Raw genomic sequence first — 18,640 nt, forward strand, 5'->3', positions numbered from 1 at the left:
CCTTGGGGGGCGACCAACGCCCATGTAGCAGCGCCGGCGTCCGGTGCGGAATGGGAGCCGAGACGAGCGGCGGCGGTACCTCGCGCAGGCCCAGTGGTCAGCAGCGCGATCGACGTGTTGGACAGCAATCGAGGGACGCGGCACGGTGGTGGGCGCGTCAGTGATCACCGTGAAGACGATCGGCCCGGTGGATGCCGTTGAATTCGTCGGCGCCGTGCCATCCCGCTGACTCGCGGATGAAAAGTATTGTGCTCGAACATATTTCGTCAGCAATGGAAGAGTGCGGAACACGTCGAGCAGGCACCCCGATGCCGCCGATCGTCCGTAGGCCGGTTCGCATCCGATTCCTCTTCGGACGCTGTCGCGAAGGCCGCGGTGTCAGCGGGGTGACTGAGATTCGTTTATTATCAAGCACTTTGAAGCGAAAGCGCGAAGCTGTCGGACGCGCGTGGGTCAACGGCTCGGATCGCGAGCCGATCAACGAACGATAGCGTTCGCGAACGCGCGCGGCAAGGCTGTCGCGGCGTCACGGCCTACTTCCCACGCCTCGAGAGGGTAGCGGCAGACGCATTGCGGAATACGCTACGAGCACGTAGAAGCAAACAAGTAGCGATCGAATGATGTTGCCCTCGAACGATTTCCGGAGCAGGGCCGTCTGATTCGGGTTCGCGATGGTCCGGTACTGGGGATCGTTCCATGACTACCCTCCGCCAGGCCCGGTGGTCGAGCACTGAACCAGCGTCTGTCTGAGTTGCATTGTCGTGCAATGTGATTCCTCACAGAAGTTTGCCCAAAGAATTCCGGTCGGTTTCAACGCGCGCCTAGATGTGTTGTGCGGTAGCCTCTTTCGCTATGTTCGTGGTTGAAGAACTTGTTGCGCTCGTGGTTGCGCTGGGTGATGGACGGGCTGCGGCGGGCGTAGAGCAAGACCATGTGGAACGACTACTACCGGGTGCGTGACCATCTGCGCGCGTACGCGGACGAGCACCCCGGCGATCCGGACGGTGTGCTGGTTGTGGACGAAACCGGGTCTTTGTACAAGAACGTGAAAACCCTTCGGGCGCAGTGCCTATGCTCGCGTCCAACAGGTGCGGTCGAGATCTGTCGGCTCGACCGTCTCGGCAACGGGCATGTCCCCGCTGTGTCGCGCCGCCGGGCCACCCCGACTAACACGGCCGACCTTCGCTCCGAACATAATGGTGCACAACTCATTTCACGGCACTCGACATCGAAGTCGACCCGGTTACGCGATGGTTCCGTAGCCGGAAAGCTGTGGATTCCCGAACGGGCGACGGTCGCACTGCCATCCGCCCCACGGACCACTCCCCCCGGACTCAGCTGCGGACCCATCGCTCGGCGGATACCATCGCCGACTCCCGCGGGCGACCACGAAATCGCCGCCTAGCTGCGCTCCGCACTCACCGAGACCAGCGACGACCAGCTCACCGAAGTCGCGGTGGCGGCAACGACGCCTGCTACCCGAACGGCCGATTCGTCCGTAACCGCACGCCCTCTTCAGGCCCGTGGTCGCCACCGCATGCCCGACTCCGCTCGCTATGACACCGAAGGAGCTCACCGCCAATGGACAATCCCACGTCACCGTCAGGACTTCAGGAGGACGGGCACCTGGTCGCGGCCATGTCCGGAGGGTCGAGCACCGCGGTCGCGGACGGCCGCGTGCACGTCGCCACCCCGGCGGCGAACGGACATACCCGCGCCGACTCCGCAGAGCAGGTCGCCGCGCCGGTCGACCAAGCGGCGATGGTCACCGAGAGGATGCGCGAAATCCTGGTCACCGGAGGCGATTTCGACGACATATACCGCCACGTCCTGACCGCCCCCGGCAAACGGGTCCGGGCCAGACTGGTACTGGACTGCCATCGCCTGCTGCCGTCGGCCGTCTCGGCGTCCGTCCCCGACGCCGTCGATCTGGCCTGTGCGATGGAGATGCTCCACGAAGCGTCGCTGATCCACGACGACATCTGCGACAGCTCCCTGCTGCGGCGCGATTCCCCCTCGGTGCCCGCCTTGTTCGGCATCCGAACCGCCGCCCGGGTCGGCTTCCACATGGCGGGCACCGCATTACAGGTCTTGGCGCGGGTACTGGAAGACAACCCGGTGGTCTGCGCACACCTCGGTGAGGCTCCCGGCGTCACCTATCTGGACAGCATCTCGGACCTTTCCGCGGGGCAGCTCGTGGAGACCATGACTCCCGACGTCGACGACGCCGCGCTGCGCAGGCACTACGAGGTCGTCGCTGGCGCGAAGACCGGCACACTGTTCCGGCTGGCCTGCTCCTACGGCGGTACGGCGGGCGGTGTCGACCACGACCGGCTGCGCGCCCTGATGCGCTACGCCGAGCAGTTCTCCCTGGCCTTCCAGATCATGGACGACGTGCGCGACGTCGAGGGCGACCCCGCGCTCGGCAAGGAGGCCTGCGGCGACCTGGACCGCAGGGTGCCGACCTGGCCGGTGATCGAATGGCTGGCGATACGCCCAGACGCTCGCGAAATGTGGCTGTCCTCAACGACTTCCAGTGCCGAATTGCAGGCCGACCTGGTACGCAGCGGGGCGACCAAGGCCGCGCACGACGCCGCGATCCGCGCCGCCGAGACGGCCTGCGAGGCGCTGGAGACGTTCCCGCCGACCCCGGCGCGGGACGACCTGCGCAACCTGGCGCTACAGGTGGTGTCCCGATGACCGGAGGAAGACTCGGCATCCTCGCCAACGGGCTGCGCGACCTGCGCCGCGCACCCGATCTCACCGCGCTGCGGGCGGCAGGCTCGCCGGACGAGCTGGCCAGGCTGGCACTGATCCCGGCGGCGCGCAACATGGGCATCGCTATCGGTTTCCTCGGCGCGGATCTGCGGGCCGAGGCCACCGCGGCGCTGCTCGCCTGTCGCGTGCTCGACGCCTACGAGGACCTGATCGACCGTCCGCTGGCGGGCAGCGCCGTGCGGACCGCCGCCGAGTACCTCACCGGCAATACCGACACCCCGCCGCCACCGCCGGAGCGTGTCACGGTCCGCGACAGCGAAGCCGTGGACCTGGTGCTGGCCGAACGCATCGCGGACGTGCGCGCACTGGTGTCGGCGCTGCCCGTCGCGGCACGCGAACGCGTGGGCAGCCTGCTGCTCGATATCGGCGATGTGATGGCCCGCAACCTCGATTCGCCCCTCCCGCGGGTCGCCTACAGCGAGGGAGTGCTCGGCCGCGTGACGCATTACGCGTGCACGATGGCCGCCGAAGAGGCTTGTGCCGAAGCGGATTTGCGCGAGCTCACCGCATGCGTCGGCGTCATCGCCCAGGCGGCCAACGACCTGCGCGACGGCGAACTCGCGCTCTACGGCGTCGCCGACCGCGCCGAACTGACCCGAGCGGTGATGCTGCGACTGCTCGCGCCGGCCCTGGGCGGGTTCGCCCTGCTGGCCCGGCTCGGCCCGCGCACACCGAACCCGGGCGCCCGGGCGGCGATGGCGTACATGGCCATCACGACGACCGGCTTCCTGTGCACCACGGTCGGGGCGCCGGTCCCCTACCGGCGGCCGATCGGTGCGACCGCGCTGGCCATCCTGTCGCCCGCGCGCTGGGCCAAGATGGTCGAGCGGGTGCAGCGATGCGCCGACGCGGCGATCCACCGGGTCCTCGACACCTCGCCGGAGCTCGGCGCCGGTTCCGACGCCGCGGCCCGGCTGCTCGGCGCGGTCGACCCGAGCAGGCTCCCGCCCGCGATGGTGCCGCTGATCGTCGACACCACCTTCGCCCTCGTGCGGGCGCTGCCGGACGAACCGCTGACGGGCAAACTCTCCGCCTCCGACATCCGCACCATGATGATCGCCGATCACCTGGCCTTCGGCGCCCTGGACCGGCTGCCACCCCGCGGAGCCGACGAGATGCGCGCCCTCGCAACAAGATTCCAGTTGGCTGCCCTCGACAGCACAACCCTTGGAGGAGATCGCCCGTGACCAGTCCGTCGACCGGCTTCGGCATCGGAACGCCCGCCACCAACACCCGAGGAGAACACCTATGACCACCGTGCCAACCCGTCCCGGCGACGGAACGCCCCCGGCGTCCTCCGACCAACCGCCGTTCAGCCGGCGGGTGCTGAAGCTCGAGCACCCGGCGAACGTCGGCCCGCTACTGCACATCGTGGCGTGGGTCGTGCTGCTGTCCTTCGGCCTGTTCGTGCCGATCGCCACGAACTGGTACCTGGCTGCCCCACTGATCCTCCTGCTGACCTTGCTGAACTTCTCGCTCACCATCGGCGTGATGCACATGCACACGCACCGGGCGCTGTTCGTCTCGCGGCGGCTGAACCGATTCGTGGACATCATGTGCTGTCTGCCCGCCACGCTGACCTCGGCGGAGATGCGCGAAGTGCACGTGCTCAACCACCATCGGTTCAACGACGGACCGGGCGACGTCACCTCCACCGAGGGCATGGAGCGCGGGCTCGGCGCCGTGTGGTACTGGATCAGGTACGGCACGATCGTCAAGAACCACACCATGCGAATGATCTTCGCCGCCAACCCGTCCGAGGGCCGGCGCAAGCGTCGCCACACCTTCGTCCTCGATCTCACGCTGGCTTTGGCGCTGCCGGTGGGCATCTGGTACTTCGCGGGCTTCGAGCGGTTCGCGCTGTTCTGGGCCCTGCCGTTCCTCATCACGCAGGTGAACTCCGGCTACTTCGCCTGGCTGACCCACGCCCCGGCGCGGGTGTTCGAGGACGATCCGAGCAAATCGCTGAACACCGCGGGCAACTGGCTGAACTTCTTCATCTTCAACCAGGGCTACCACAGCGTGCACCACCGGTACCCGGGCGTGCACTGGTCGCAGATCCCCGACAAGCTCGACTTCATGCGCCAGGTCGACGCGGCCGTCATCGTGCCTTACTGGATGACGATCCAGTCGTCGTGGCGCCTGGTCCGGCCCGGTGGCTTCCTCGACGCGCGCTACGGCGAGCGCTGGAAGGCCAAGCTGGACAAGCGGATGGAGACGGGGACGGTCCGCCTGCGGTTCCTGCCCTGGTTCGCATGGATCTGACCACCACGCAGCAACAGGTTCGGGGCGCGCTGACGGACCGCCGCCGGCTCGTCCCGTTCCTGCTGGCCTTCGGCGTCTACGGCGTCGCCGGAGTGACCGTGCCGCTGCTGCTGTTGTTCGCCGGAGGCTGGTGGCTGCCCAAGACCGTCAACGAGGGACCGCACCTGTCGACCGGTCCGGCCATCGCCATCGACGTGCTGCTGCTGGCGCTGTTCGGCTTGCAGCACTCGGGTATGTCGCGACCCGCGTTCAAGGCGTTCATCACCCGCTGGGTGCCGGAAGCCTTGGAGCGCACCGTCTACATCGTCATGGTCTGCCTGGTCGTGTGGGTGATGTGCCTGGCATGGCAGCCGCTGCCCCAACGAATCTGGTCGGCGGACGGTGTCGTCGGGACCGTGCTCGACGCCGGGTTCTGGCTCGGCTTCGTGCTGGTCTACGCGGCGACGTTGCTGCTCAACCACTTTCACCTGCTCGGCATCAGTCAGGCGTACCGCCATTACGTCATCCAGGTGCCGGACGCGACCATGGACCGCCTACAGGTGCACGGGCCCTACCGTTTGGTGCGTCATCCGTTGATGACCGGCCTGCTGCTGTCGTTCTGGTGCGCCAGCGACATGACGGTCGGGCATCTGCTGTGGGCGGTCGGGTTGACCGGCTACATCCTGCTCGGCACGTTCCTGGAAGAGCGCGATCTGGTCGCCCGCTTCGGCGCGGCCTACCGCGCCTACGCCGAGCAGGTTCCGGCCTTCTTCCCGTCGCCGCTCGGTCCCTCGGCGCGGGCACGTCTGCGCCAAGCTCTTCTCGGCCGTTCGGATCAGCCGCTGTGACGGCCGAGTTGCGTTCTACCTAAACGTTTTCCGCTCTACCGCACGACCGTGGCCCTGGGTCGCCGCACATCGACGTGGCCATCGGCTGTGCACTGTCCGTCACCGGTTCGTCCCCAGTACGGGAACGAGCCGGTGACCCCTGCTCGAGTTGGGAGAGGAAACGACGTGAACAGCGTTCGCGAGGGCAGCGGACCCACCGCGGGACCCGCCGCGGGCACGGGCAGTGGACCCACCGCGGGCACCGGCAGTGGGCACGGCGCCCGCACGTGCAGCGGGCACGGCGCCGGTCGCGCCCACGGCAAGGCGATCCTGCTCGGCGAGCACACGGTGGTGCACGGCACGCCCGCGCTCGCGTTTCCCCTGCCGACGCTCGAGGCGCGCGCGGTCGCTCGCCGGGGTGGACCAGAGGTTCCTTCAGGAATCGATTCCCGTGCAGGACAACAGTTTCGGTTCACCGCTGGTGATGGATCCGCCGGGTCGTCCGGTGCGCACGTCGCGGTCGAGGAGGCGTTGCGGCGGTGGGGTTCGGCGGGTGAGGTGGTCGAGGTCGTGCTCGACTGCGAGATCCCGCCCGCGCGCGGCCTGGGGTCCAGCGCCGCGTGCGCGGCGGCCGCGGTGCGAGCGGTTGCCGACCTCTACGGCCGGACCGTCGGCTCAGAAACGCTCTACGAGTTGGTCCAGTGCGGTGAACAGTTCGCACACGGCCGAGCCAGCGGCGTGGACGCCAGCGCCGCGGTCGCGGCCGGGCCGATCCGGTTCCAGGCCGGGACGGCGCGCGAGCTGGCCGTCGGCTTGGACGCCGCCCTGGTGATCGCCGACACGGGGACGGCGGGCGCCACGCAGCACGCGGTAGCCGCCGTTCGCCGCAAGCTGGACGCCGACCGGAGAGCGGCCGACCGGCTGCTGGAGCGGGCGGCGAACCTGATCGAGTCGGCGGCTGCGGATCTGGCGGCCGGTCACGCCGAGCCGCTCGGCAAGACGCTGCTCGAATTCCAAGGCCTGCTGACCGAACTCGGCGTCAGCACACCCGAGATAGACACCCTCGTCACCGCGGCGTCCGACGCCGGCGCGTACGGCGCGAAACTCACCGGCGGGGGCTTCGGTGGATGCGTCCTGGCCCTCACCGAGACCGGCGACGGCGCCGCGAACGTGCGCGCGGCGCTGCGCCGGGCGGGCGCCGTGCGGACCTGGATCGTTCCGGTCCTAGGCGCACAGCAATGACCGATTCCCGATTCACCTCGATACCGGAGCTCGAGACACGCCAATGACATTCACAGCTGGAGCAGAGCTGGCCGACCCGCTCGCGGATCGACTCGGCGACAACGCGATCGGAGACGCGGCGGTCGCCGTCGCGCACCCGAACATCGCCTTGGTGAAGTACTGGGGCAAGCGCGACGAGACGTACTTCCTTCCCGTCACGGGAAGCCTCTCGATGACCCTCGACATCTACCCGACCACGACCGCGGTGCGGTTGAGCGCGGAACCGGCCGACACCGTCGTGCTCAACGACCACCCGGCGGTCGGCGACGCGCACGCCAAGGTGGCGCGGTTCCTGGATCTGGTCCGCGCGCGGGCAGGCCGCGACGAATACGCCATGGTCGTCTCCACCAACGCCGGACCGACCGGCGCTGGCCTGGCCTCCTCGGCGAGCGGCTTCGCCGCGCTGGCCGTGGCCGCGGCCGCCGCCTACGGACTCGACGCGGATGCTCTGGCGCTCTCGCGGCTGGCTCGACGTGGCTCCGGGTCGGCCTGTCGTTCCATCTTCGGTGGGTTCGCGGTGTGGCACGCCGGGGAGGGCGACGGCGAGGCGGGAGACGCGAGTTCCTACGCGGAACCGATCGACGGCGACGCACTGGATCCGGCGCTGATCGTCGCCGTCGTCGACGACGGGGCCAAGGCGGTGTCGAGCCGGGAGGCGATGCGGCGGACCTGCGACACCTCGCACTTCTACCAGCCGTGGGCCACCGCCTCCCGGCTCGACCTCGCGGAGATGCGCAAGGCGATCGCGCGCCGCGATCTGCCCGCCGTCGGGGAGATCGCCGAGCGCAACGCCCTGGGCATGCACGCCACCATGCTGCTGGCCAGACCGTCGGTCCGATACCTGTCACCACGCTCGGTCGCGATCCTGGACCGGGTGCTGGCGCTGCGCGCGGACGGCGTCGCCGCGTACGCCACCATGGACGCCGGACCGAACGTCAAGGTGCTGTGCGCCCGCGACGACGAGCAGCGGGTGACCGCCGCCCTGCGCGACGGCGGCGCCGTCGCCGACATCCAGGTGGCGCATCTGGGCCCCGGTGCGGCACTCGTCCGAGACGACGAGCGATGATCACCTGTCGCGCCCCGGGAAAGCTGTTCATCGCAGGCGAATACGCCGTCGTCGAACCGGGGCACCACGCCGTTCTCACCGCGGTCGACCGCTATGCCACCGCCACCGTCGGCACGGCCGATGACGAAGCCACGACACTGCATTCGGAACTGGACGGCGGTGTGACGCTGACCTGCGGGCGCATCGGCGACGGACTGGTTCCCTCCGATGGCGTTGTGCCGCCGAACTTCAGCTACGTCTTCGCGGCGGCCGCGATCATCGATCGGCTGCTCGTCGAGCGCGGTCTCGTGGCGCGACCCTACCGGCTGAGCATCAGCACCGACCTCGCCGACGAGGACGGGAGAAAGCTCGGACTCGGTTCCAGCGCAGCCGTCACGGTGGCCACCGTCGCGGCACTGGGCCAGTTCTACCGGCTCGAACTGAGCCTGATGGACCGGTACCGGTTGGCGATGCTGGCCACCGTGTCGATCAACCCGCGTGCTTCCGGCGGCGACGTCGCGGCGAGCACCTGGGGCGGCTGGATCGCCTACAGCTCCCCCGACCGTCGGCGCGCGTCCGAGGTGGTGGCCGAGGGCGGAGTCGACGCCGCGCTGCGTGCGCCATGGCCGGGGCTGTCGGTGCGCCCGCTACCCACGCCGACGGAACTCGCCATGCAGGTCGGCTGGACCGAGAAGCCCGCGTCGACACCGAAATTGGTCGCCGGGCTCCGCGAGCTCGGCACGCCCGCCGACTTCGTGGTCGAGAGCGACCACTGCGTCCAACGACTCGTCGCCGCGCTGGAAGCCGACGACGCACCAGCGATCCGTACTGAAATCGACTGCGCCCGAGTGCTTCTGGTCGATCTCGACACGAGAGCTCGGTTGGGCATCATGACGCCGTCGCTGCGTGCGCTGTGCGCGGCGGGTGAGGCGGTCGGCGCCGCGGCCAAACCCTCCGGTGCGGGCGGCGGCGACTGCGGCATCGCGCTCGTCGACCGCGTCCGCACCGCGGCGATCACCGAGCTCACCGAACGCTGGGTCAGCGCGGGCATCCGGCCGCTCTCGCTGCGAACACATCCATTCGAAGGGGATCGGCGATGATCGCGAGCCGCAAAGACGACCACGTCCGCCACGCCGTGAGCCAGCAGCGCGACGGCGGCCCCAACGACTTCGACTCGGTCACCTTCATCCACCACGCCCTCGCTGGCATCGACGGCGACGACGTGTCGTTGGCCGTCGACGTCGCCGGGAAGCGCTGGGACACACCTCTTTTCGTCAACGGCATGACCGGAGGCAGTCAGCACACCGGAGAGATCAACCGGCAGTTGGCCATCGCCGCCCGCGAGACCGGGATCCCCATCGCGTCCGGATCGATGAGCGCCTTCTTCCGCGACCCCTCCGTCGCCGACACCTTCCGGGTGCTGCGCGAGGAGAATCCGCACGGCTTCGTCATGGCGAACGTCAACGCCACCGCCACGCTGGACGAGGTGGCGCGAGCGATCGATCTGCTGGAAGCCGACGCGCTGCAGATCCACCTCAACGCCGTCCAGGAGATCGTGATGCCCGAGGGTGACCGGTCTTTCGGTTCCTGGCCCCAGCAGATCGAGCGCATCACCGAGCACACGTCGGTGCCGGTGATCGTCAAAGAGGTCGGATTCGGTCTCAGCAGACCCACCGTCACCTGGCTGCGTGACGCGGGCGTGGCCGTCGCCGATGTCGGCGGTCGCGGCGGCACCAATTTCGCGCGCATCGAAAACGACCGGCGCACCACGGCGGACTTCGCCTTCCTGGCGGACTGGGGCCAGTCAACGCCCAACTGCCTGGTGGATTGCGCGGGTGTCACCGGCATCGACCTCTTCGCCTCCGGCGGCATCCGCTCACCTCTCGACATCGCCCGCGCATTGGCGTTGGGCGCCAACGCGACCGGGGTCGCGGGCCGCTTCCTCGAGACGCTCGTCAGTCACGGCACCGACGCGTTGATCGAGACGATTCGCACCTGGCTCGATCAGCTGCGGCGGATTCTCACCGTGCTCGGCGCACCGACGCCCGCCGACCTGGCCGGTAGCGACCTGCTGATCACCGGCGAGGTGGACACGTTTTGCCGGCTGCGCGGTATCGACGCGGCCTCCTATGCCCACCGGAGCCCCCGGTGGAACGAATCGGAAAGAAGGAGCCACGCGTGAACGACGAGTCTTTTGCGGCGGTGCCGCTGCGGTGGGTCGGGCCGGTGCGCATTACGGGCAACACCGTCGACGACAGTGTGGACGTCCCCCTGGCCACCTACGAATCGCCGTTGTGGCCTTCGGTCGGTCGCGGTGCGCGGATCTCCACGCTGACCGACAAGGGCGTGGTGGCCACTCTCGTCGACGACCGCATGACCCGCTCGATCCTGCTCGAGGCCGACGACGCCTACACCGCGCACACCACCGTCGGACAGCTCCGAGACCGATTCCCCGAACTCCAGCAGGTGGCCGCGGGCAGCAGCCGGTTCGCCCGGCTGATCGACCTGCACCACCAGATCACCGGCAACCTGCTGTTCCTGCGCTTCGAATTCACCACCGGCGACGCCTCCGGTCACAACATGGCCACCCTCGCCTGCGACCACCTGATGAACCACATCCTGGCCACGATGCCCGGCCTGCGGTACGTCTCGATCTCCGGGAACTACTGCACGGACAAGAAGGCGACCGCGGTCAACGGGATCCTCGGCCGCGGCAAGAACGTCGTCACCGAACTGCTCATCCCCCGCGAAGTGGTCGAGAAGCGGCTGCACACCACCGCTCGCCAGGTGGCGGAGCTGAACATCCGCAAGAACCTCATCGGCACCTTGCTGGCCGGTGGAATCCGTTCCGCCAACGCGCATTACGCCAACATGTTGCTCGCGTTCTACCTGGCTACCGGGCAGGACGCCGCGAACATCGTGGAAGGGTCCCAGGGCATCACCCACGCCGAGGACCGCGAGGGCGACCTCTACTTCTCGTGCACGCTGCCCAATCTCATAGTCGGGACGGTGGGCAACGGCAAGGACCTGAGTTTCGTCGACGACAACCTGACCCGCCTGGGTTGCCGCGCGGATCGCGATCCCGGCGACAACGCCCGTCGGCTCGCCGTCATCGCCGCGGCCACCGTGCTGTGCGGCGAACTGTCGCTGATGGCGGCGCAGACCAACAGCGGCGAATTGATGCGCGCCCATACCCAATTCGAACGGCCCACCGCAAGCGTCCCCACCGCCAGTATCGGAGCACAGCCATGACCATCACCCCGGTAGGAATTCACGACCTTTCCTTCGCCACCACCCACTACGCGCTCGACCACGCGGTGCTCGCCGAGCGCCTCGGCGTCGATCCCGACAAGTTCTACCTCGGCATCGGCCAGGAGAACATGAGCGTCGCCGCCGCCGACGAGGACATCGTCACCATCGCCGCGGCCGCCGCCAAGCCCATCCTGGACCGCCACGGCGTCGACAACATTCGCACCGTGCTGCTGGCCACCGAAAGCGGTGTCGACCAGTCCAAAGCGGCCGGGCTCTATCTGCATCCGCTGATCGGCCTGCCGAACACGGCCCGCGTCGTCGAGCTCAAGCAGGCCTGCTACGGCGGCACGGCCGGATTGCAATTCGCCGCCGGGCTCATCGCCCGCGACCCGTCGCAGCGCGTGCTGGTCATCGCCACCGACATCGCCAAGTACGAGCTCGACACCCCCGGCGAACCGACCCAGGGCGCCGCCGCGGTCGCGATGCTCGTGAGCGCGAATCCGGCCATCCTGCAACTTGATCCGCAGTCCGGTATCTACAGCGCCGACATCATGGACTTCTGGCGTCCGAATTATCGCACCGCCGCCATGGTCGACGGCAAGACCTCCGTCAACGCCTACCAGAAGGCCACCCAGGAAGCCTGGACCGACTACCGCCGCAACGGTGGGCGCGAGCTCACCGAGTTCGCCGCGTTCTGCTACCACCAGCCGTTCACCAAGATGGCCTTCAAGGCACACCGCCACCTCCTGGAGAGCCAGGGGCACACCGCCGACGCGGCGGAGATCGACGCCGCGATCCACAGCACGACCATCTACAACCGCACGGTCGGCAACAGCTACACCGCCTCGCTCTACCTCGGTTTGGCGTCGCTGCTCGACCACACCGACGACCTGACCGGCAAGCCGCTCGCCTTCATCAGCTACGGATCGGGCAGCGTAGCCGAATTCTTCAGCGGCACAGTGCAACCGGGCTATCGCGAGCACCTGCGCACCGACGCCAACCGGGACGCCATCGCGACCCGCGTCGGGCTCGACTACGACCGTTATCGCGTCCTGCACGAAACCGAATCGCCGTCGGACGGGATGTATCACGCCATCCCCGAAGAGACCGGCCGCCCGTTCCGGCTGGCCGCGATCTCCGGCCACAAGCGCATCTACGAAGCTCGTTGAGGAGCGGTATGAGTGAAAGCAACACCAACGATCCGGCACCGCGGCACACACGTGTCCTCATCATCGGTAGCGGGCTTTCCGGAGTCGGTACGGCCGTTCGGTTGACCCAGGAGGGGCACACCGATTTCCTGGTCGTCGAGCGTGGTGACGATGTGGGCGGCACTTGGCGGGTCAACACGTATCCCGGTGCGGGGTGCGATGTTCCGTCGCAGCTGTACTCGTACTCGTTCGCGCTGAATCCGGAGTGGTCGCGGTCGTTCTCGCCGCAGCCGGAGATCCACCGGTACATCCAGGGCATCGCCGACCGGTACGGGCTGCGCGACAAGCACATCTTCGACTGCGCGATGACGGGCGCCCGGTGGAACGACGCGGACGCCCGGTGGGAGGTCGAGACCACGCGCGGGAAGTTCACGTCCGACATCGTCGTCTCCGCGGCCGGGGTGCTCGCCGAGCCGAATCTCCCCGATATCAAGGGAATTCACTCCTTCGAGGGTGAGATCTTCCATTCGGCGCAGTGGGATCACGACGCCGATCTGGCGGGTAAGCGGGTCGCGGTCATCGGCACGGGCGCTTCGGCGGTGCAGATCGTGCCGTCCATCGCGCCGCAGGTCGCGCAACTCGACGTCTATCAGCGCACCGCGGGATGGGTGTTCCCGCACCTCACCCGCAGGTACCTGGCGCCCGAGCGGTTCGCCTTCAAACATGTTCCGGGGCTTCAGCGTTTGATCCGCGGGCTGATCTACGCCAACCGCGAGCTGTTCGTGATCAGCCAGGCCAAGTACCCGGCCACGGCCGTGTACCTCGAGCTGATCGCGCGCGTGAAGCTGTGGTTGGAGGTGCGCGACCCGGCGCTGCGCAAGCGGCTCACCCCGAACTTCCGGGCGGGCTGCAAGCGCCTGCTCGTCTCGAACCGGTTCTACCCGGCGCTCACTCGGGACAATGTCGAGCTCGTCACCGACGGCATCGAGGAGATTCGCGGACGCTCGATCGTCTCGGAGGACGGCACCGAACGCGAGGTCGACGCCATCGTGCTGTGCACCGGCTTCCACGTCGCCGATTCGCCGACCTACAGCATGTTCACCGGCCGAGACGGACTCACCCTGTCCGAGGAATTCGATACCCACGGGCTACAGGCCTACAAAGGCACGACCGTCGCGGGCTTCCCGAACCTCTTCACCATGCTCGGCGCCAACTCCGGCCTGAACTACACCTCGCTGATCTACATCATCGAATCCCAAATCGCCTATGTCCTCGACGCTCTCGCGACGATGGACAAGCAGGGTCTGCGGACGTTCGAGGTCCGCAAGGACGTGCAGGACGAGTACAACCGCGGCGTGCAGCAGAAGATGGCGCGCAGTGTGTGGTTGACCGGCGGGTGCACCAGCTGGTTCCTGGACCGGCACGGGAACAATCCGACGCTGTGGCCCGACTTCAGCTTCCGGTTCCGCGGGCAGTTGCGCAGGTTCGATGTGGCGAACTACGCGACGACTCCTGTTGCGGCACAGGGCAATCCGACTACGTCGGTAGCGTGAAGATCGGACTGTTCCAGCTGTAGCCAACGGGCAGGCCATCGCGCGTCGACGGCCTGCCCGGACCTCGACGATTCTCCCCTTCCCCTTCTCGAGATATAGCGCACCGGGGGGCTTGCGGCAAGACCCGGGTCATGGCCCATCATTGTCGGCCGGAAGCCATGACCTGCGGAAATGGGGAGATCTAAAGTGCGTGTGTTGTTGACGACGGTGGGATCGCGCGGAGATGTCGAACCCGTGGTCGGGCTCGCGGTGGCGTTGCGGGAGCTCGGCGCGGAGGCGCGGGTGTGCGCGCCGCCGGACGAGGAGTTCGCGGCACTGCTGGCGCGTGTCGACGTGCCGCTGGTGCCGCTCGGCCCGCCCGTGCGCTCGGTGGTCGCCGGTGCGAAGCCGCCGACGGCGGACGACGCGTTCCGGTTCGCTCGCGAGTTGGTCGCGGCGCGGTTCGCCACGCTGACCGAGGCGGCCGAGGGATGTGACGCGCTGCTGGCGACCGGCCTGATGCCCGCCGGTGCGCGAGACGTGGCCGAGAAGCTGGGTATCGGCTACGTCTTCGCGTGCTTCCAGCTCTACGGACTGCCGTCGCGGCACTTCCCTCCCGGCGCGCGGCCGGGCAAACAGTCCCCGCAGAGCGAGACGGACAACCGGGTGCTGTGGGAGCAGGACGCCCAGCGGGTGAACGCGCTGTACCGCGAGGCGCTCAACACCCACCGGGCGGAGATCGGCCTGCCGCCGGTGGACAACGTCCGCGACTACGTCTTCACCGACCAGCCGTGGCTTGCGGCGGACCCGACGCTGTGTCCGCCGAAGGGCATGACGGACCTCGACCTCGTGCAGACCGGGCCGTGGATTCTGCCCGACCATCGCCCGCTTCCGGAAAGACTGGAAGCGTTCCTGGACGCCGGGGAGCCGCCGGTATACGTGGGCTTCGGCAGCATCGCCTCGTATGTCCCGAAGGACATCGCCCAGGTGGCCATCGAGGCGGTCCGCGCGCAGGGCCGCCGCGTCGTCCTCGCGCGCGGCTGGGCCGAGCTGGCTCTGATCGACGACGCCGAGGACTGTTTCGCCGTCGGGGAGGTCAATCAGCAGGCGCTGTTCGGTCGCGTGGCCGCGGTCGTGCACCACGGCGGCGCGGGCACCACGACGACGGCCGCCCGGGCGGGCGCGCCCCAGGTGGTGGTCCCCCAGATCGCGGACCAGCCGTACTGGGCCGACCGGGTGGCCGGGCTCGGCGTCGGCGCGGCACACGACGGCCCCGTACCGACCGTCGAATCCCTCTCGGCCGCACTCGAAGTCGCCTTGACCCCCGAAACGCGCACGCGAGCAGGGGCCATCGCGGACACGATCCGCACCGACGGGGCGACGGTCGCCGCGAAGATGCTCCTCAACTCCACAGTGTCACATGCACTTTCGGCCGGAACCGCGTGACGCCCACGCCGGAGCCGCGGATCATCGCCTGGATGCAGCGCGGGGTGGTGATGAACCGGAGTAGTTCCGACACCGCGGGCTGGCGAGCGTCGGGGGGCAGGGTGGTCGCGCACCACTCGTCGGATATCTGCAGGCCGGGGCCGTTGATGTGGGTCAAGCGACCGGCGGCGAGGTCGGAGGAGACGGCGAAGCCGATTGTCAGGGTGATGCCTCCGACGCGGCGGACCTCTTCGAGGGCGGCGGCGTCGCTCTGGAAGATCCGCTGCTGTGCTTCGGGAATCGCCAACTCGCGCAACATCGTCGCGATATGCCCGTCGACACTGCCCGCGCTCGGACCGAGCATCCACTGCTGCTCACGCAGCAGCGCCGGATGCGGTGTGGCGCCCGCCAGCGGGCTGTCGGGGCGCGCGACGGAGATGATCCGATACTTCAGGAACGGCCGGGCGGTGACGGTCGTGTCGGAGCCCTCCGGCGCGGGCCCGAGCGCGATGTCCACCGCGCGGGTCTCGATCAGCCTGCGGAACTGGCTGGTGGGATGCACGCTCAGCTCGACCGACAGATCCTTCGCCCGCGCCGCGAACAGATCGATGAGGCCGGGCGCGGCATGTTCGGCGAACGCGCTCGACGCCGCGATGTGGAGCAGCCGTCGGCCGTGCGCCGCCTCGCTCACCTCGATGGCGGTCTGGCGCTGCAGTCCGAGGATCTCGATCGCCCGGCTGGCCAGCCGCAGCCCGCCAGGTGTGAAGATCAGCCCCGCCGCCGCGCGGGTGAACAGCGGATCGTCGAGTTCCTTGCGCAGCTGGGCGATGTGCATCGAGACACCGGCGTCGGACATCCCCAGCTCTCTGGCCGCCGCGTGGACGGAGCCGAGCCGCACCACGGTCGAATAGGCCCTGAGCTGGGCGGGCGTCACGATCCGAGTCTAGTTTGGAGATGGACGCGGTGCCTACCGCCGCATTGTGCCCGGAGGACACATCATGCAGGACGTGCTCACGGATCTGATGACAACCTGGAACGCCGGGGGCACGGCCGGGGTCGCGACGGTCGTGCGGACCTTCCGTTCGGCGCCGCGACCGCCGGGTGCGGCCATGGTCGTCGCCTCGGACGGGACGGTCGGCGGTTCGGTCTCCGGTGGTTGCGTCGAAGGCGCGGTCTACGAACTCGCCACCGAGGTCGTCCGGACCGGTCGCCCGGTGCTGCAGCAATACGGCTTCTCCGACGACGACGCGTTCGCCGTCGGTCTCACCTGCGGCGGCATCATCGATATCTTCGTCGAGTCGATCTCGCGGGAGACGTTTCCGGAACTCGGCGAGGTCGCCGCTGACATCGCCGCCGACCGGCCGGTCGCGATCGCGACCGTCATCGAGCACTCCGACGCCGCCTGGGTGGGGCGACGGCTGGTGATCCGGCCGGACAGCGCACACGGCACGCTGGGTTCGGCGCGCGCCGACGACGCGGTGACCGATGACGCCCGCGGGCTGCTCGCGGCGGGCCGCAACAAGGTGCTGACCTACGGTCCGGACGGGCAGCGTCGCGGCGAGGGCATGGCGGTTTTCGTCGCGAGTTACGCGCCACAGCCGCGGATGCTGGTGTTCGGCGCGATCGATTTCGCCGCCGCGGTCGCCAAGCAGGGATCGTTCCTCGGCTACCGGGTGACGGTGTGCGACGCGCGACCGATCTTCGCCACCTCTGCCCGCTTCCCGACCGCCGACGAGGTCGTGGTCGACTGGCCACACCGTTATCTGGCCGCGCAGATCGAGGCGGGCGCGATCGATTCACGGACCGTCGTCTGCGTGCTGACTCACGATCCCAAGTTCGACGTTCCGCTGCTCGAGGTGGCGCTGCGCCAGCCGGAGATCGGCTATGTCGGTGCCATGGGGTCGCGCCGCACGCACGACGAGCGGATGGCCCGGCTGCGCGCGGCCGGTCTCACCGACGAGCAACTCGCCCGGCTCGCCAGCCCGATCGGACTCGATCTGGGCGGGCGGACGCCCGAAGAGACGGCGGTCTCGATCGCGGCCGAGATCATCGCACGACGCTGGGGCGGACATGGCCGCTCGCTGACGGAAACCGGCGGCCGGATTCACCACACACCCGGCGCGAACAGCGAATTAAGTGATTCCTTAAATCGGTCTTGACGGCAGCATGAGCGGGGCAGAGGCTGAGCTTCCCCCATCGATGTGAGGTCGATCACATGCAAGTTCCTGGGCCATTCGAATACGAGCGCGCGACGGGCGTGGATCACGCCATCGGACTACTGGACCGGCTGGGGGAAGAGGCGCGCATCATCGCGGGCGGGCACAGCCTGCTGCCGATGATGAAGCTGCGCTTGGCCAATCCGGAATATCTGGTCGACATCAACGACCTGGCCGCCGAGCTGGGCTACATCGTCACCGATCCGACCCTGGTGCGCATCGGTGCGATGGTCCGGCATCGGAATCTGCTCGAATCGGACCGCCTCGCCGCGGTGTGCCCGATCTTCCGCGACGCCGAGCGTGTGATCGCCGATCCGGTCGTGCGCAACCGCGGCACGATCGGCGGCTCGCTGTGCCAGGCCGATCCCGCCGAAGATCTCACCACGGTCTGTACGGTCCTCGGCGCGACCTGCCTGGTGCGCGGACCGTCCGGCGAACGGGAGATCGCGATGGACGACTTCTTGACCGGTCCGTACGAAACCGCCATGTCGCACAACGAACTTCTGATCGAGATCCGGATTCCCGTGCGGCACCGGACATCCAGCGCCTATATGAAGGTGGAGCGCCGGGTCGGCGACTGGGCGATCGCGGCGGCCGGCGCGACGGTGACCTTGAACGGCGACGCGATAGCGGCCGCGCGGATCGGTCTGACGGCGGTCGATCCCGATCCGGCGGCGCTGACCGCCGCGGCGGAAGCGCTCATCGGCGAGCCGCCCACCGAAGAAGTCTTCGCGGCGGCAGGCCGCCGGGCGAGCGCGGCGTGCTCGCCTGTCTCCGACGCGCGCGGCAGCGCGGACTACAAGCGCCACCTCGCGTCCGAACTGACGATCCGCGCGCTGCGCACGTCGGTCGAGCGCGTCATGAACCATCCTGCGCTGAAAGGGAATTAGCC

15 protein-coding genes are annotated in these 18,640 nt (G+C 68.5%); 14 read left to right on the forward strand and 1 reads right to left on the reverse strand.

Annotated elements, in window-relative coordinates; all coding sequences use genetic code 11:
* Positions 1 to 1,581 precede the first annotated feature (1,581 nt).
* The 12 genes from T333_RS30065 (at position 1,582) to T333_RS30120 (ending at position 15,553) form a co-directional block, all read left to right on the forward strand.
* Positions 1,582 to 2,700 (forward strand): polyprenyl synthetase family protein, encoded by a 1,119-nt coding sequence (locus T333_RS30065; RefSeq protein ID WP_496426594.1) that lies wholly within the window; start codon positions 1,582 to 1,584, stop codon positions 2,698 to 2,700.
* Positions 2,697 to 3,965, forward strand: a complete 1,269-nt coding sequence (locus T333_RS30070; RefSeq protein ID WP_357247612.1) for a hypothetical protein — start codon at positions 2,697 to 2,699, stop codon at positions 3,963 to 3,965. Before T333_RS30065 ends, T333_RS30070 begins: the two co-directional genes overlap by 4 nt.
* A 61-nt stretch (positions 3,966 to 4,026) precedes the next feature.
* Entirely contained in the window at positions 4,027 to 5,043 is a 1,017-nt protein-coding gene (locus tag T333_RS30075) for a fatty acid desaturase (protein WP_496426595.1), read from the forward strand.
* Complete coding sequence (locus tag T333_RS30080) at positions 5,034 to 5,870, forward strand: methyltransferase family protein (protein ID WP_496426596.1); 837 nt, start codon at positions 5,034 to 5,036, stop codon at positions 5,868 to 5,870. Before T333_RS30075 ends, T333_RS30080 begins: the two co-directional genes overlap by 10 nt.
* A gap of 165 nt (positions 5,871 to 6,035) precedes the next feature.
* Entirely contained in the window at positions 6,036 to 7,091 is a 1,056-nt protein-coding gene (mvk, locus tag T333_RS30085) for a mevalonate kinase (protein ID WP_496426597.1), read from the forward strand.
* A 43-nt stretch (positions 7,092 to 7,134) separates the two neighbouring features.
* Positions 7,135 to 8,196, forward strand: a complete 1,062-nt coding sequence (mvaD, locus tag T333_RS30090; RefSeq protein WP_496426598.1) for a diphosphomevalonate decarboxylase — start codon at positions 7,135 to 7,137, stop codon at positions 8,194 to 8,196.
* Entirely contained in the window at positions 8,193 to 9,275 is a 1,083-nt protein-coding gene (locus T333_RS30095; protein WP_496426599.1) for a phosphomevalonate kinase, read from the forward strand. The genes mvaD and T333_RS30095 overlap by 4 nt, the downstream gene beginning before the upstream one ends.
* Positions 9,272 to 10,357 (forward strand): type 2 isopentenyl-diphosphate Delta-isomerase, encoded by a 1,086-nt coding sequence (fni, locus tag T333_RS30100; RefSeq protein ID WP_357247599.1) that lies wholly within the window; start codon positions 9,272 to 9,274, stop codon positions 10,355 to 10,357. The genes T333_RS30095 and fni overlap by 4 nt, the downstream gene beginning before the upstream one ends.
* Positions 10,354 to 11,427: a hydroxymethylglutaryl-coenzyme A reductase family protein gene (locus T333_RS30105; protein ID WP_357247596.1), complete on the forward strand. Its 1,074-nt coding sequence runs from the start codon at positions 10,354 to 10,356 to the stop codon at positions 11,425 to 11,427. The genes fni and T333_RS30105 overlap by 4 nt, the downstream gene beginning before the upstream one ends.
* Positions 11,424 to 12,596 (forward strand): hydroxymethylglutaryl-CoA synthase, encoded by a 1,173-nt coding sequence (locus T333_RS30110; protein WP_355001425.1) that lies wholly within the window; start codon positions 11,424 to 11,426, stop codon positions 12,594 to 12,596. The genes T333_RS30105 and T333_RS30110 overlap by 4 nt, the downstream gene beginning before the upstream one ends.
* Before the next feature lie 8 nt (positions 12,597 to 12,604).
* Positions 12,605 to 14,128: a flavin-containing monooxygenase gene (locus tag T333_RS30115; protein ID WP_496426600.1), complete on the forward strand. Its 1,524-nt coding sequence runs from the start codon at positions 12,605 to 12,607 to the stop codon at positions 14,126 to 14,128.
* A gap of 186 nt (positions 14,129 to 14,314) precedes the next feature.
* Positions 14,315 to 15,553 carry a glycosyltransferase gene (locus T333_RS30120; protein WP_496426601.1) on the forward strand — a complete coding sequence of 413 codons (1,239 nt, stop codon included), beginning with the start codon at positions 14,315 to 14,317 and terminating at the stop codon, positions 15,551 to 15,553.
* On the opposite strand, the gene T333_RS30125 is transcribed toward T333_RS30120, so the two are convergent.
* Complete coding sequence (locus tag T333_RS30125; protein WP_357247585.1) at positions 15,510 to 16,466, reverse strand: LysR family transcriptional regulator; 957 nt, start codon at positions 16,464 to 16,466, stop codon at positions 15,510 to 15,512. The two genes, T333_RS30120 and T333_RS30125, sit on opposite strands and share 44 nt — an antisense overlap.
* Positions 16,467 to 16,530: 64 nt before the next feature.
* On the opposite strand from T333_RS30125, the gene T333_RS30130 reads away from it, so the two are divergent.
* Both T333_RS30130 and T333_RS30135 read left to right on the forward strand, forming a co-directional pair.
* On the forward strand, positions 16,531 to 17,691 hold the full coding sequence (locus T333_RS30130) for an XdhC family protein (protein ID WP_357247582.1): 1,161 nt from the start codon (positions 16,531 to 16,533) through the stop codon (positions 17,689 to 17,691).
* Positions 17,692 to 17,747: 56 nt separating this feature from the next.
* Positions 17,748 to 18,638 (forward strand): FAD binding domain-containing protein, encoded by an 891-nt coding sequence (locus T333_RS30135; RefSeq protein ID WP_496426602.1) that lies wholly within the window; start codon positions 17,748 to 17,750, stop codon positions 18,636 to 18,638.
* Positions 18,639 to 18,640 lie beyond the last annotated feature (2 nt).

This window comes from Nocardia sp. CNS-044 (genome assembly GCF_059570515.1).

Coding starts and splice junctions, on each gene's coding strand:
- T333_RS30065 (WP_496426594.1), top strand. CDS start 1,582: ATGGACAATCCCACGTCACCGTCAGGACTTCAGGAGGACGGGCACCTG.
- T333_RS30070 (WP_357247612.1), top strand. CDS start 2,697: ATGACCGGAGGAAGACTCGGCATCCTCGCCAACGGGCTGCGCGACCTG.
- T333_RS30075 (WP_496426595.1), top strand. CDS start 4,027: ATGACCACCGTGCCAACCCGTCCCGGCGACGGAACGCCCCCGGCGTCC.
- T333_RS30080 (WP_496426596.1), top strand. CDS start 5,034: ATGGATCTGACCACCACGCAGCAACAGGTTCGGGGCGCGCTGACGGAC.
- mvaD (WP_496426598.1), top strand. CDS start 7,135: ATGACATTCACAGCTGGAGCAGAGCTGGCCGACCCGCTCGCGGATCGA.
- T333_RS30095 (WP_496426599.1), top strand. CDS start 8,193: ATGATCACCTGTCGCGCCCCGGGAAAGCTGTTCATCGCAGGCGAATAC.
- fni (WP_357247599.1), top strand. CDS start 9,272: ATGATCGCGAGCCGCAAAGACGACCACGTCCGCCACGCCGTGAGCCAG.
- T333_RS30110 (WP_355001425.1), top strand. CDS start 11,424: ATGACCATCACCCCGGTAGGAATTCACGACCTTTCCTTCGCCACCACC.
- T333_RS30115 (WP_496426600.1), top strand. CDS start 12,605: ATGAGTGAAAGCAACACCAACGATCCGGCACCGCGGCACACACGTGTC.
- T333_RS30130 (WP_357247582.1), top strand. CDS start 16,531: ATGCAGGACGTGCTCACGGATCTGATGACAACCTGGAACGCCGGGGGC.
- T333_RS30135 (WP_496426602.1), top strand. CDS start 17,748: ATGCAAGTTCCTGGGCCATTCGAATACGAGCGCGCGACGGGCGTGGAT.